Annotated in this window: 12 protein-coding genes; 6 read left to right on the top strand and 6 right to left on the bottom strand. The window is 69.7% G+C overall.

Annotated features, from left to right (window positions below):
- Nucleotides 1-24: 24 nt before the first annotated feature.
- Both ACIA6A_RS12175 and ACIA6A_RS12170 read left to right on the top strand, forming a co-directional pair.
- Nucleotides 25-1197, top strand: a complete 1173-nt coding sequence (locus ACIA6A_RS12175) for an acyl-CoA dehydrogenase family protein (RefSeq protein ID WP_396097536.1) — start codon at nucleotides 25-27, stop codon at nucleotides 1195-1197.
- Entirely contained in the window at nucleotides 1194-2729 is a 1536-nt protein-coding gene (locus tag ACIA6A_RS12170; protein WP_396097535.1) for a long-chain fatty acid--CoA ligase, read from the top strand. Before ACIA6A_RS12175 ends, ACIA6A_RS12170 begins: the two co-directional genes overlap by 4 nt.
- Here ACIA6A_RS12170 and ACIA6A_RS12165 read toward each other — a convergent pair.
- Nucleotides 2706-3140 carry a (deoxy)nucleoside triphosphate pyrophosphohydrolase gene (locus ACIA6A_RS12165; RefSeq protein WP_396097534.1) on the bottom strand — a complete coding sequence of 145 codons (435 nt, stop codon included), beginning with the start codon at nucleotides 3138-3140 and terminating at the stop codon, nucleotides 2706-2708. The genes ACIA6A_RS12170 and ACIA6A_RS12165 overlap by 24 nt on opposite strands.
- 183 nt (nucleotides 3141-3323) lie before the next feature.
- Between ACIA6A_RS12165 and ACIA6A_RS12160 the strand changes: the two genes are divergently transcribed.
- The 4 genes from ACIA6A_RS12160 to ACIA6A_RS12145 all read left to right on the top strand — a co-directional run bounded on the left by ACIA6A_RS12160 (nucleotide 3324) and on the right by ACIA6A_RS12145 (nucleotide 8560).
- A complete protein-coding gene (locus tag ACIA6A_RS12160; RefSeq protein ID WP_396097653.1) occupies nucleotides 3324-3638 on the top strand; it encodes a pterin dehydratase in 315 nt (104 codons plus the stop codon).
- A 10-nt stretch (nucleotides 3639-3648) separates the two neighbouring features.
- Nucleotides 3649-4011, top strand: coding sequence for a PH domain-containing protein (locus ACIA6A_RS12155; protein WP_396097533.1), 363 nt, complete (start codon nucleotides 3649-3651; stop codon nucleotides 4009-4011).
- Nucleotides 4012-4082: 71 nt separating this feature from the next.
- Nucleotides 4083-6878: a PQQ-dependent sugar dehydrogenase gene (locus ACIA6A_RS12150; protein ID WP_396097532.1), complete on the top strand. Its 2796-nt coding sequence runs from the start codon at nucleotides 4083-4085 to the stop codon at nucleotides 6876-6878.
- On the top strand, nucleotides 6875-8560 hold the full coding sequence (locus ACIA6A_RS12145; protein ID WP_396097531.1) for a ThuA domain-containing protein: 1686 nt from the start codon (nucleotides 6875-6877) through the stop codon (nucleotides 8558-8560). The genes ACIA6A_RS12150 and ACIA6A_RS12145 overlap by 4 nt, the downstream gene beginning before the upstream one ends.
- Here the strand turns inward: ACIA6A_RS12145 and ACIA6A_RS12140 are convergent.
- From ACIA6A_RS12140 to ACIA6A_RS12120, 5 genes are all read right to left on the bottom strand, one after another.
- A complete protein-coding gene (locus ACIA6A_RS12140) occupies nucleotides 8557-9294 on the bottom strand; it encodes a Type 1 glutamine amidotransferase-like domain-containing protein (RefSeq protein WP_396097530.1) in 738 nt (245 codons plus the stop codon). The two genes, ACIA6A_RS12145 and ACIA6A_RS12140, sit on opposite strands and share 4 nt — an antisense overlap.
- Nucleotides 9291-10118 carry a nucleotidyltransferase domain-containing protein gene (locus ACIA6A_RS12135; protein ID WP_396097529.1) on the bottom strand — a complete coding sequence of 276 codons (828 nt, stop codon included), beginning with the start codon at nucleotides 10116-10118 and terminating at the stop codon, nucleotides 9291-9293. The genes ACIA6A_RS12140 and ACIA6A_RS12135 overlap by 4 nt, the downstream gene beginning before the upstream one ends.
- A gap of 48 nt (nucleotides 10119-10166) precedes the next feature.
- Nucleotides 10167-10907, bottom strand: a complete 741-nt coding sequence (locus ACIA6A_RS12130; protein WP_396097528.1) for a methyltransferase domain-containing protein — start codon at nucleotides 10905-10907, stop codon at nucleotides 10167-10169.
- Entirely contained in the window at nucleotides 10904-11824 is a 921-nt protein-coding gene (locus ACIA6A_RS12125) for a G5 domain-containing protein (protein ID WP_396097527.1), read from the bottom strand. The genes ACIA6A_RS12130 and ACIA6A_RS12125 overlap by 4 nt, the downstream gene beginning before the upstream one ends.
- Before the next feature lie 180 nt (nucleotides 11825-12004).
- On the bottom strand, nucleotides 12005-13231 hold the full coding sequence (locus ACIA6A_RS12120; RefSeq protein WP_396097526.1) for an FAD-dependent monooxygenase: 1227 nt from the start codon (nucleotides 13229-13231) through the stop codon (nucleotides 12005-12007).
- Nucleotides 13232-13277 lie beyond the last annotated feature (46 nt).

The raw sequence follows: 13277 nt of genomic DNA, 5'->3' as shown, positions 1-13277 counted from the left end.
AACTTACACCGCTAGTTTTAGCACGTGGACTTTTCTCTCAGCGACGAAGAGCGGGCGGTCCGTGACACCGCCCGCCAGTTCATCACCCGTGAGGTCATGCCGCTCGAGCAGGAGGCACTACGGCGCGAGCGGGCCCACCAACCCGGCCTGGAGCTCAGTGAGCTGCGTGAACTCCAGCTCAAGGCCAAGAAGTTCGGCTTCTGGGGGCTGTCCACCCCGGAGGAGTACGGCGGCATGGACCTCCCCGCGATGCTGCAGTCCCTGATCTGGACCGAGATCGGGCGCACCTTCATCCCGTTCAAGTTCGGTGGCGACGCCGACAACATCCTGTACTACGCGAACGAGCGGCAGAAGCAGGAATACCTCGTTCCCACCATCGAGGGTGACCGGATCTCCTGCTTCGCGATCACCGAGCCCGGGGCCGGGTCCGACGCCGCCAACATCAAGCTCAGCGCCCGCCAGGACGGTGACGACTGGGTGCTCAACGGCGAGAAGACGTTCATCACCAACGGCAACGACGCGGATTTTGTCATCGTCGTCGCGGTCACCGACAAGGAGAAGGGCGTCCGGGGTGGCGGGACGACCGCGTTCCTCGTTGACCGGGACATGGGGTGGCGTTCGGAGTTCATCCAGACCATGGGCGAGGGCGGACCCGCCGCGCTCGTCTTCGAGGACGTCCGGGTGCCGGCCCGCAACATCCTCGGCGAGATCGGCCAGGGCTTCGAGCTCGGCATGAAATGGATCGGCAAGGGCCGCTACCTGATCCCGTCGCAGGCCCTGGGCATCGCCGAGCGGGCGCTGGGCATGGCGATCGACTACGCCAACACCCGCGAGACGTTCGGCCGCAAGATCGGTGAGAACCAGGCCATCCAGTGGATGATCGCGGACTCCGAGGTCGAGCTCGAGGCGGCCCGCTGGCTGATCCTGCGCGCGGCCTGGACCGTGGACCAGGGCGCGGACCCGCGGCACGCGTCGTCGATGGCCAAACTGTTCGGCGCCACCATGGTCAACAACGTGGTGGACCGGGTCATGCAGGTGCACGGCGGCATGGGCTACACCCGTGAGCTGCCGATCGAGCGGTGGTACCGCCAGGTCCGCCTGATGCGCATCTACGAGGGCACCGACGAGATGCAGCGCCTCATCATCTCCCGCGACCTCCTCCGCGGGTACACGAAGATAGGAGGGCACCTCCAATGACGATGCTGTCGCTGGCCACTGTCTTGGCTGAGGGCGCGCGTAAATATCCGGACAAGGTCGCCGTGGTCGACGGGGCGGTCCGGACCACCTATCGGGAGCTGTGGAAGCAGAGCCTGGAGTACGCGGCCGGGCTGCGGGCGCTCGGGGTCAAGGCCGGTGACACGGTCGCGATGCTCATCCCGAACGTCACGGACTTCCCCCGGGTCTACTACGCCGCGCTGGCGGTCGGCGCCCAGGTCGTACCGGTGCATCTGCTGCTGACCGCCGAGGAGATGGCGTACGTCCTGCGTGACAGCGGCACCGACCTGCTCGTGGCGCATTCCAGCCAGCTGCAGACGGCGGCGACCGCGGCGCACAAGGCCGGCACCAAGCTGGCCAGCGTCGGGCCGATGCCGCCCGGGGTGCCCGACGCCCCGCCCCGGTTGGAGGACACCGCCGCGTCGGTGGAGCCGCTGCCGACGTACGTGTCCCGCGAGGCCGAGGACATCGCGGTCATCTTCTACACCAGCGGGACGACCGGGGAGCCGAAGGGCGCCCTGCTCACCCACCTCAACCTGGTCATGAACGCGACCGTGAACACGTTCGACTGCAACGACGTGCGGCCCACCGACGTGGTGCTGGGCTGTCTGCCGCTGTTCCACACGTTCGGGCAGACCGTGGGCATGAACGGCACGTTCCGGTTCGGCGGCACGCTGGTGCTGCTGGCCCGGTTCACCGGGGAGGCCGCGATCGACCTCATGGTGCAGGAGGACGTGACCGTTTTCCACGGCGTCCCGACCATGTATGTGGCCCTGCTCGAAGCCGCGTCGAAGGCCGACAAGCTCCCCACTCCGCGACTCTGTGTCTCCGGCGGTGCGTCACTGCCCGTGGCGGTCCTGGAGAAGTTCACCGAGACGTTCGGGGCGACGATCTTCGAGGGGTACGGCCTGTCCGAGACCTCCCCGACGGCCACCACCAACCAGCCGGCGTTCGGCACCCGGCCGGGCACGGTCGGGCACGCGATCTGGGGCATGGAGGTCGAGGTGGCCCGCCCGGAGCTCGACGACCGGATCGAACTGCTGCCCACCGGCGCGCTGGGCGAGATCGTGATCCGCGGGCACAGCGTGTTCGCCGGCTACCTGAACCGGCCCGAGGAGACCGCCCAGGCGGTGGTCGACGGCTGGTTCCGCAGCGGGGACCTGGGCACCAAGGACGCCGACGGGTTCATCACCATCGTCGACCGCAAGAAGGACCTGATCATCCGGGGCGGCTTCAACGTGTACCCGCGGGAGGTCGAGGAGGCGCTGGCCCGCCACCCGGGCGTGGTCCAGGTGGCGGTGATCGGTGTGCCGGACGCCACGCTCGGCGAGGAGATCTGCGCGGTGATCGTCCCCGACCAGGGCGGACTCACCGCGGAGGAGCTCATCGAGTGGTCCAAGGAGCGGCTCGGCAAGCACAAGTACCCGCGTAAGGTGCGGCTCGTGGAGTCGCTGCCGATGGGACCCAGCTTCAAGGTCCTCAAGCGGGAGCTACGCCGGACGATCGACCAGTAACGCCGGCAGTTCGGCCACGATCGGCTTGTCGGCGGGCAACCAGGGCACACTGTCCAGCTCGTCGGCGCCGAGCCACCGCATGGCGGTGTGCTCGAGAGCGCGCGGCACGTCGCCGTCCAGCAGTGTCACCTCGAAGACGCGCAGGACGGCGCGGCCGTGCGCCAATGGCACGTCCGGCCCGACCCGGGCCCCCACCTCGACGCGCACGCCGAGCTCCTCGGCGCATTCGCGGGCCAGCGCCTGCTCGTCGGTCTCCCCGGGCTCGACCTTGCCGCCGGGGAACTCCCACCGGCCGGCGACCTCCGGCGGGGCGGAACGCTCGCACGCCAGCACGCGGCCGTCAGTGACGATCACCGCCGCGACGATCACTCTCGGTAGTGAGCGACCACCGAGCTGTTGTCCAAGGGGCATGAGCCAAGAGCGTGCCACAAAACTTAACCGAACAGGTTGCGTGAGACGTCCTGATCGTCACGAGAACACGGATATGTGGGCGTGGACATAGTTGACGTGGAAGACAAGACTGTGACCACCGACCATGACGACACGGCGTCAGTTTGGCCACAAGCCGGCAACGACGCCAGGGAGGTGCGGTTCATGCGGGGCAGGAGATCAACACGGGGTACCCGCTCCGATTATCTCAGCGACGCGCTCGATGTGCTCGGCGGCTGGACGAGGGACGGCGTGCAGCTCAAACGCGAGCTGCCGTGCGACGACAGTCAGCATGCCGCACTCACCGAGCGAATCAAGGTGGCGGCGGACACACTTCGGCTCCGGCCGAAAATAAACCGCACGGCCGGCCACACCCAGATCCTGCTCGGCAACGCCGACGGCGGGGCCATCGGCGACGGCGAGGTCACGCTCGCCGCCCGGATCGAGGACGCCTACCGGACGGTTGTCGGGCCCCAGTAACTTTAAGATCATGACTGCACCGGTGTATGACAACAAGGGCCAGTACGAGCAGATCGTCTCCGGTCTCCTCGAGGGCGAGCAGATCATCGCCGTGTACGACGCGGTCGGCGTCGGCACCGGCTTCATCGGCCTCACCACCCGCCGCGTGATCATCCAGGACAAGTCCTTCGCCGGGAAGCGCTTCGCCATCACGAGCATCCCGTATTCCAAGGTCAGCGCCGTCAGCGTGGTGAGCAACAAGAGCTTCGTGGGGCAGTACTTCTCCACCGGCACGATCGCGATCACCGTGGGCACGCACATCTACGAGGTGGAGTTCCGCGGGTCGGACAAGACCCACCACGTCCACAACGTGATCCTGCACTACGCCTCTTAACTTTTAGCACCATAGACAAAAGTCGATGGTGCACGTTCAAAAGTAGGCGTCGTCAGTTACATGCTGGCAACATGCCTGAAAGATTTCGATCAGCGGCGGCCGTAGGCCTGCTTACGGCCGCGTTGCTGATCGTCCCCGGATCCCCCGCCCAGGCCGTTGACATTGACCCCGCCGACTACCAGCAGGTCACCCTCGCCAAGGGGGTGGCCGAGGTCGGCGAACCGATGACCATCGCGGTGCTCCCCGACCGCTCGGTGCTGCACACCGCCCGCAACGGCACGCTGCGGCGCACCGACGCGGCCGGCACCACCACCGTCCTCGCCACCATCCCCGTCTACTCCCACGACGAGGAAGGACTGCAGGGCGTCGGCGTCGACCCCGGCTTCGCCACCAACCGGCAGATCTACCTGTACTACGCGCCCCCGCTGACCACCCCCGGCGGCGACGCCCCGGCCACCGGCACCGACTGGTCGGCGTGGCAGGGCGTCAACCGGCTGTCGCGCTGGACGCTCAACGCCGACTTCACCCTGAACACCGCCAGCAAGGTCGACGTGCTCGACGTCCCCGCCGACCGCGGTCTGTGCTGCCACGTCGGCGGTGACATCGACTTCGACGCGGCCGGCAACCTCTATCTGAGCACCGGCGACGACTCCAACCCGTTCGACTCGGCCGGCTACTCACCGCTGGACGAACGGACCGGCCGCAATCCCGGGTACGACGCCCAGCGCAGCGCCGGCAACACCAACGACCTGCGCGGCAAGGTGCTGCGGATCAAGGTCGGGGCGAGCGGGGCGTACACGATCCCGGCCGGCAACCTGTTCGCGCCGGGCACCGCCGGAACCCGTCCGGAGATCTACGCGATGGGCTTCCGCAACCCGTTCCGGATGAGCGTCGACAAGGCGACCGGCGTCGTCTACCTCGGTGATTACGGCCCCGACGCGGGCACCACCGCCGCCGGCCGCGGCCCGAGCGGGCAGGTCGAGTTCAACCGGATCACCAGCGCCGGCAACTACGGCTGGCCCTACTGCACCGGCTCGAACACCAGCACCGAGACGTACAACGAATGGAACTTCGCCACCGGCACGACCGGCCCGAAATACGACTGCGCGGGCGGGCCCACCAACAACTCGCCGCACAACACCGGCCTGACCACGCTCCCGCCGGCCCGCACCGCCTGGATCAAGTACGCCGGGGACAGCGGCACCCCGCCCGAGTTCGGCGGCGGCTCCGAATCCCCGATGGGCGGCCCGGTCTACCGCTACGACGCGAACCTGAACTCTCCCACCAAGTTCCCCGCCGAGCTGGACGGACAGTTCTTCGCCGGTGAGCTCGGCCGGGGCTGGATCAAACCGACCCAGGTCGGCACCGACGGCTCGCGAGGGGAGATCTCCGCGTTCCCCTGGGTGGGCAAGCAGGTCATGGACATGGCGTTCGGGCCCGAAGGCTCGCTGTACGTGCTCGATTACGGCACCGGCTACTTCAACGGTGACGTCAACTCGGCGCTCTACCGCTTCGACTACCTGGCCGGCTCCAACCGGGCACCGACCGCGGTCGCGTCCGCGAACCCCACCTCCGGGCAGCCCCCGCTGACCGTCACGTTCTCGTCCGCCGGCTCCACCGATCCCGAGGGCGGGGCGCTGACCTACTCCTGGGACTTCGGCGACGGCACGAGCTCCACCAGCGCCAACCCTTCCAAGACCTACACCGCGGCGGGTACGCACACCGCGACGCTCACGGTCACCGACCCGGAGGGCCTGACGGGTACGGCGAGCGTGCCCATCACCGTCGGCAACACCGCCCCGGCGGTCACCATCACCGCCCCGCTGAACGGATCGCTCTTCTCCTACGGCGACACCGTCCCGTTCTCGATCACCGTCACCGACCCCGAGGACGCCTCGATCGATTGCACCCGGGTCGTGATGACCTACGTGCTCGGCCATGACAGCCACGGCCACCAGATCACCTCGCAGAACGGCTGCACCGGCGCGATCACGATCCCGGTCGACGGCGAGCACGACGACGCCGCCAACATCTTCGCGGTCTTCGACGCCCAGTACACCGACGCCGGCGGCCTGACCACGCACACCCAGCACACGCTGCAGCCCCGGCACCGCCAGGCGGAGCACTTCAAGGCCTCCGCGGGCGTCGACCTGATCAGCAAGACCGGCGCCGAGGGCGGCCGGACCGTCGGCAACATCAGCAACGGCGACTGGATCAGCTTCGAACCGTACCGGCTGGACCGGGTCACGTCGTTCACCGCCCGGGTCTCCTCCGGCGGCACCGGCGGCACGCTGCACCTGCGCACCGGCTCCCCCACCGGCACCGTCGTCGGCTCCGCGACCGTGCCGGTGACCGGCGGCTGGGAGACGTTCACCGACGTCAACGGCACGATCAGCGGCGCACCGGCGAGCACCGGCACGCTGTACCTCACGTTCGCGGGCGGCGCCGGCTCGCTGTTCGACGTGGACAGTTTCACGCTCACCACCGGCTCCGGCCCGATCCGCGGGCTGGCGAACAAGTGCCTCGACGTCGCCGGCGGGGCGACCGCCAATGGCACCAAGATCCAGCTGTACACCTGCAACAACACCGCCGCGCAGAACTGGGCGGTCACCCCCGGCAGCACCGTCAAGGCACTCGGCAAGTGCCTCGACGTGGCCGGCGGGGCGACCGCCAACGGCACCAAGGCCCAGCTGTACACGTGCAACGGTTCCGGCGCCCAGAACTGGGCCGCCCAGGCCGACGGCACGCTGCGCAACCCGGCCTCCGGCCGCTGTCTCGACGTCTCGCAGAACAACTCCGCCGACGGCCAGCAGATCCATATCTGGGACTGCCTCGGAGCCGCCAACCAGAAGTGGGTGCTGCCATGATCGGAAAGTTGCTGGCCGCGATGCTGTTACTCCCGGTGTCGGGTGTACCGGCCGTCGCCGACGACCCCTATGACGTGCTCGTGTTCTCCAAGACCGCGGGCTTCCGGCACGACGCGATCCCGGCCGGCATCCAGGCGTTCCGGGAGCTCGGTGCCGCGAACAGCTTCACGGTGACCGCCACCGAGGACGCGACCGCGTTCACCACGGCCAACCTCGCCTCGTACGAAGCAGTGGTCTTCCTCAACACCACCGGTGACGTGCTCGACGCGGCCCAGCAGACCGCGTTCGAGGGTTATGTCCGCGGCGGCGGTGGTTACCTCGGGGTGCACGCCGCCGCCGACACCGAATACGACTGGCCGTTCTACGGCGACCTGGTCGGCGCCTGGTTCGCGTCGCACCCGGCGATCCAGCCGGCCGACGTGGTCGTCGAGGACCGCGCGCACGCCGCGACCGCGCACCTGCCGCAACGGTGGAACCGCACCGACGAGTGGTACAACTACCGCACCAACGCCCGGTCGACCGCGCACGTCGTGGCGTCGCTGGACGAGGGGTCGTACACCGGCGGTGGCATGGGCGCCGATCACCCGCACGCCTGGTGCAAGACGTTCGACGGCGGGCGCTCCTTCTACACCGGGGGCGGGCACACCATCGAGTCGTACGCGGATCCGGCCTTCCGCTCCCATCTCCTCGGCGCGCTGCGCTACGTGGCCGGGCAGAGCAACGCCGACTGCCGCCCCGAGACCGGATACACCGCGCTGTACAACGGATCGACCAGCGGCTGGTCACAGGCCGGGCCGGGCAGCTTCACCAACACCGACGCCACGCTCGGCACCACCGGCGGCCTCGGCCTGCTCTGGTACAGCGGCAAGCAGTTCAGCAGCTACTCGCTCAAGCTGGACTGGAAGATGTCCGGCGACGACAACTCCGGCGTGTTCCTCGGCTTCCCGCCCTCGGACGACCCGTGGTCCGCGGTGGACAACGGCTACGAGGTGCAGATCGACGCCACCGACGCCGCCGACCGGACCACCGGCTCGGTCTACACGTTCAAGGCCGCCGACCTGGCCGCCCGCGACACGGCACTGAACCCGCCCGGCGAGTGGAACACCTACGAACTGCTCGTCGAGGGTGAACGCCTGCAGGTGTTCCTCAACGGCACCCGGATCAACGACTTCACCAACACCGACCCGGCCCGCTCCCTGGCCGGCCACATCGGCCTGCAGAACCACGGCGACGGCGACGACGTGTCGTTCCGCAACGTGCGGATCAAAGAGCTCGGCGGCACCCCGCCTCCGGCCGACCGCACCGGGCCGGTCGTCGGCCTGGCCGGCAAGTGTCTCGACGTCTCCGGGGCCGGCACCGCCGACGGCACCAAGATCCAGCTCTACACCTGCAACAACAGCGCCGCGCAGCGCTGGACCGTGACGCCGGGCAGCACCGTCAAGGCGCTCGGCAAGTGCCTGGACGTCGCGGGCGGCGCGACCGCCAACGGCACCAAGGCACAGCTGTGGACCTGCAACGGCACCGGTGCGCAGGTCTGGGCGGCCCAGGCCGACGGCAGCGTCCGCAACCCGCAGTCCGGACGCTGCCTCGACGTGTCGCAGAACAGTTCGGCCAACGGACAGCAGATCCACATCTGGGACTGCCTGGGTGCTGCCAACCAGAAGTGGGCGTTACCCGTCTAGTACTTGAGCACCCGGGTGGGCAGCGGCGTCTCGATCACCGAGCCGTCCGCTGCCCGCTTCAGTTCGTACCCGAGCGGTCCTTCCTTGTCGGCGACCGCCTCGACCATCGTGGTGCCGCGATAGAGCAGCCCGGCGCCGTCATCGGTCGCGTAACCGTCGGAGAGCGTGCCGTCGGCGACGAAGCTGTGCATCTTGGGCCGGCGCTGGTCCTCGCTGTCGTAGTGCACACCGTTGCTGTACGGCAGGAAGCCCAGCCCACCGGTGAACGCCCGCAGGTCGTAGCCGTAGCTGTCGGTGCTGCCTCCGGTGTGCCAGCAGATCGAACCGGCCGACACCCCGCCGAGCACGATGCCCGCCTCCCACGCCTCACGCAGGATCTCGTCGACACCGTGCACCTTCCACACCGCGACCAGGTTCGCGACGCTGCCACCGCCGACCCAGATCACGTCCTGGGCGAGCAGGTGCGCCCGGATGTCCTCGTGGTTGGGCATCGGGAACAACTGCAGATGCGACAGGCGGAAATCGGTGCGCGCGAAAGCGGCGTACGCCGCCCCGATCCAGTCGGCCGAGTCGCCCATGGCCTGGTTCAGGAAACAGAACTTCGCGGTGTCGCCGGCCCCGGACAGCTCCGCGGCGAAGCGGTGGATCGCACCGACCCGCAGATCGAAGATGCCGTGCTTCCCGCGCTCGAATCCGGCGCTGGTGGCGAGAATGGTGGGTTCAGCTGCGGTCATCGAGCCATCATGGCGCACGCATCGGTCGTTTCGAGCACAAGGTCGGCCGCCGCGTCGAGCGCCTTGCTCAACCGCATCGGATCACCGTCGACGAACCCGAACACCTGATCCACCCGCTGCTTGAAATGCGCCGGGGCACCCGGCAGCGCCGCCGCGGCCGCCACCGCACCCTTCTCGTTGATCAGCCAGCGCCCGGCCGCACCGTGCAGCGCGTGCGCGCAGACCCCGAACAACCGGAACAGGCACCCGGCGACGTACGCGGAATCGCCCCGCGGCACCGCCTTGCGCGCCACCCCGACCAGAAAATCGGCCTCCCACAGGCCGGCGACCAGCGCCTGGCGCAACGCCGGCGGATACAGCCGGGCCCGCTGCTGCAACACCGACAGCGCCCCGAACGGATCGGCCAGGATCACCCCCAGAGCAACCTCCCCCACGTACGCGAAGTCGGGCACGCCCAGCGGATGACCGGCCTGCACATGGAACGCGTAGACCCCCGACCCGGCATCGGACAGCGCCCGCTCGACCCGGGCCAGATCCCGGTACAGCCAGTCCACCGGCCGCGCGTCCACGGTGAGCCAGCCGCCCCCGTCGACCCACGGCCCCCACTCGCCGGGCGCGGTGACCCGGGCGGACGGGCCACCGAACTCCCGGGCCAGCGCGTTCAACGCGTCGACGTCCAGCGTGCCGCCGTAATAGATGCCGAGGTCGGTGTCGGAATCCGCGGTATGGGTGCCCCGGGCCCGGCTGCCGCCCAGCACCACCCCGGCGACTCCCGCAACCCCGGCCAGCCGGGCGGCCATCTCCTGCAGACGCGCGTCACTCACCACGGGATCCATCCTTCTCGATCAGCCGGGCCTTGATACTCCTACGAATCAGGGGCGTTTGACAGCCTCGACGAGCACCCGCCGCGAATGGGACACGAACACGCCCTCCGACCGGATCCGCTCATGGACCGCGAGCAACTGCGGCCGGAAGCGGTCGATCGTGAACCCGGGCACCGTCCACACGACCTTACGCAGGAAGTACGCGACCGCGGCCACGTCGAGGAACTCCAGCCGCAACCGCGCCGGCCGCGCTTGCCGCACCTCCAGGCCGGCATCCTCCGCGAGCAGCCGGTGGTCGAGGGCCGAGGGCGGCGGGAGCGGGCCCAGCATCGCCTCGGACAGCTCCCGGTTCGTACCGGCCCCGATCTGCTGCGACAGGAACCGCCCACCCGGCCGCAGCACCCGGGCCACCTCACCCCACGGGGTGCGCTCCGGATGCCGGCTCACCACCAGATCGAACGAGGCGTCCCGGAACGGCACCTCATCGCGCGACGCCTCGACCACCAGCCCGCCCAGCGGTGCGAGATTGCGGTGCGCGATCGGCGCATTGGGCCGCCACGACTCGGTGGCGACCAGCAGCGCGGGTGGCTGCGCGACGGTCGCCAGCACCTCACCGCCGCCGGTCTGCAGATCCAGCGCGGCACCGGCACCGGCCATCGCCGCCCCGATCAGGCGGGCATAACCCCAACCGGGCCGCTCCTCGGTGGCACGACCCTCGAACCACGAAAATTCCCAGCCCGCCACGGGTACGGCCGCGGCCTCGTCGAGCAGCTCATCGAACGTCTTCACGACCGGTGATTCTGCGCCTCGTCCTCGTCGTCCGGCTCCCCGTTTTCGTCCCGCTCCGGCTCCTCGGCGCAGGGCACGGGCACCTTCAGGTCGGCCAGGTCGAGGGCGGCCAGGTCGTCGTCGCTGAGCTGCTCACCGTCGTCGGCGCAGGGCGCGTCCCGGCCGGACGGCTCCTCGTCCTCGTCGCCCCAGGGCTGGTCACCGAACGCGATGATGCGGTGCCGGGGCTCCCGGGTCACCGTGGAATCGAGCAGCTCACGACCGGTCTCCCGGCTCCCGGTGAACGTGACCGCGTAGTGCAGCACCCGCACCCCGGAGCGCCCGGTGAGCTGGACCCGACTGGTGCCCCGGGGCAGCGACGGATCGCGTACCAACCGGGTCCGGAACGGAATCGCCCGCGTCTCGGAGACCCGTACCACCCGCACGGCCGGACCCACGACCTTGGCCGGGGTCCGCTGCGGCGGCCGCGTCGTCGTCCGATCAGCCTGCCTCGGCGCGGACCGGCCGTCATCCCCGGACCGGCCGTCATCCCCGGTCCGGCCACCCGCGGCGGCTTTCGCTTTCGCGGCGGCCCTGGCCTTCGCGGCGGCAGCGGCTTCAGCGGCGGCCTCCGCACGCTCGGCGGCGGTCACCTCCGCGGCGGCGGTCACCGCGGCATCGCTCGCCGCGGCCGTAGCCGTAGCCCCGGCCGCGGCGACCCCCTCAGCCGAGCCCACCTCCCCGGCCGCCGCGCAACCAGCGCCCCCGCCCTTGCCGGCGGTGCAGGCGACTTCGCCGAGGTGGGGTGGGACGGGGACGGCACCTTCGACAGCTGGCGGGGCGGCGGCTGCCTGGGACGGCCGGTCGGCGGTTACCGTGGCGATGCCTCCGGCGGTGCCTGCTACCAGGGCCAGGATGCCGATACCGGCGGCGCTCATCCGGACCCCGAACGGTAAGCGGGCCCAGAAAGACTTTCGCGGCATTTCTAGGAGATGCTGCCAGGAATCACTAGATGTCTGATTTGGCACCTCAGCATTGTGCGGGTGCAAGCGTGCCACGCCAGCGTCAGCGCCGCACTCAAACGGATGACCGTGGCCCAGCGACGGGTTTGCGACACCTCAGGCGGCGGCTCGCAACCGAGGATAGTCCGGCAGGGTGAGCCCGGTCGGCTCCGAGGTCAGCAACGCTCGTTCCGCGACCGCGCGCAGCACCCGCGTGGCAGCGAGCCGGTGGACGCCGTGCAGCACCTTGAGCCCCCACAGCGTCTTGGGCAGGGCGACAGCGGGCACCCCCGGCGGCAGTTTCTGGGTCTTCTCGACGTGGGGGCGCAGGAAACTCTCGTAGGCACGGAAGGCGCCGCGCGGATCGAACGTCGGCCCCTGGTCGAGGGCCCGGGCCAGTTCGCCGGCCAGGACGTGCGCGCCCAGCAGGGCCAGGGTCGTACCCATCCCGGTCGGCCCGGCCCAGGCGGTGTCACCGACGATGGCGACCCGGCCGTTGGACCAGCGGGGCATGAACACCTGCTCGGCGCGTTCGAAGTAGAACTCCCGGGGCCGTGCGGCGAAACCGTCCAGGATCCGCGGGGTCTGCCAGCCCACCCCGGCGAACCGTTCGCGCAGCACCCTGATCTGCGCCTGCGTGTCGAGGCGGTTCACCCCCATCGGCGGGGCGAGGAACGCCAGCGTCGCCCGGGTCGATCCGACGTTGTCGGGGCGCAGGGACGCGACCCGGCTGCCGGGGGCCGTCAGCCACTGCCACCACCGGTCGTCGTCGGCACCGCGGTCGATCGTGCCGTAGGCGATGTACTGGCCCAGGTCGCGGTAGGTGACGTCGGCGCCGAAGACGAGGTCGCGGGTCATCGAGCGTTTGCCCTCGGCGATCACCAACAGGTCGTAGCGATCCTGGCGCCCGGCGGCGGTGGTCACGTCCACACCGTGCTCGTCCTGGGCCACCCGCACCAGGTGATCGCCGTAGCGGTGCTCGACCTCGCCGTGGGTGGCATCGAGCAGCAACGCCGACAACCGCCCACGAAGGATCTCCAGCTCGGCGGTGGGTCCATCACGCCCTTCCCGTACGGGGACAGCGGCGTACGTGGTGCCGTCCGGCCGCAGGAAACGGGTGCCGGTCTCGCCGGTGCCCGCCGCCGCCACGATCTCGCGCATCCCCATCCGGCGCAGGACCTCGTGCCCGAGGCCGCGGATGTCGACGTTCTGACCGGCGCTGCGGATCTCGGTGGCGCGCTCGAGCAGGGTCGGGGCGAACCCGGCCCGCCACAGCCCCCACGCCACGGCCGGTCCCGCGATGCTACCGCCGGTGACCAGCACCCGCGGACGTTCGGTACGCACATCTACCTCCGTTAAATACCTTTGTCACAAAGCTTCTATGCAGCAA

This window comes from Actinoplanes sp. NPDC051494, assembly GCF_044454705.1.
In the GTDB taxonomy this organism is placed as follows: Bacteria; Actinomycetota; Actinomycetes; order Mycobacteriales; family Micromonosporaceae; genus Actinoplanes.
Note: the sequence above shows the minus strand (reverse complement) of the source record. Positions and strands in the feature narration are given on the sequence as shown.

Bases quoted from the DNA above. Each gene is read 5' to 3' on its own strand.
- ACIA6A_RS12155 (WP_396097533.1), top strand. From the start codon at position 3,649: ATGACTGCACCGGTGTATGACAACAAGGGCCAGTACGAGCAGATCGTC.
- ACIA6A_RS12140 (WP_396097530.1), bottom strand. From the start codon at position 9,294: ATGACCGCAGCTGAACCCACCATTCTCGCCACCAGCGCCGGATTCGAG.
- ACIA6A_RS12165 (WP_396097534.1), bottom strand. From the start codon at position 3,140: ATGCCCCTTGGACAACAGCTCGGTGGTCGCTCACTACCGAGAGTGATC.
- ACIA6A_RS12150 (WP_396097532.1), top strand. From the start codon at position 4,083: ATGCCTGAAAGATTTCGATCAGCGGCGGCCGTAGGCCTGCTTACGGCC.
- ACIA6A_RS12170 (WP_396097535.1), top strand. From the start codon at position 1,194: ATGACGATGCTGTCGCTGGCCACTGTCTTGGCTGAGGGCGCGCGTAAA.
- ACIA6A_RS12160 (WP_396097653.1), top strand. From the start codon at position 3,324: ATGCGGGGCAGGAGATCAACACGGGGTACCCGCTCCGATTATCTCAGC.
- ACIA6A_RS12145 (WP_396097531.1), top strand. From the start codon at position 6,875: ATGATCGGAAAGTTGCTGGCCGCGATGCTGTTACTCCCGGTGTCGGGT.
- ACIA6A_RS12125 (WP_396097527.1), bottom strand. From the start codon at position 11,824: ATGAGCGCCGCCGGTATCGGCATCCTGGCCCTGGTAGCAGGCACCGCC.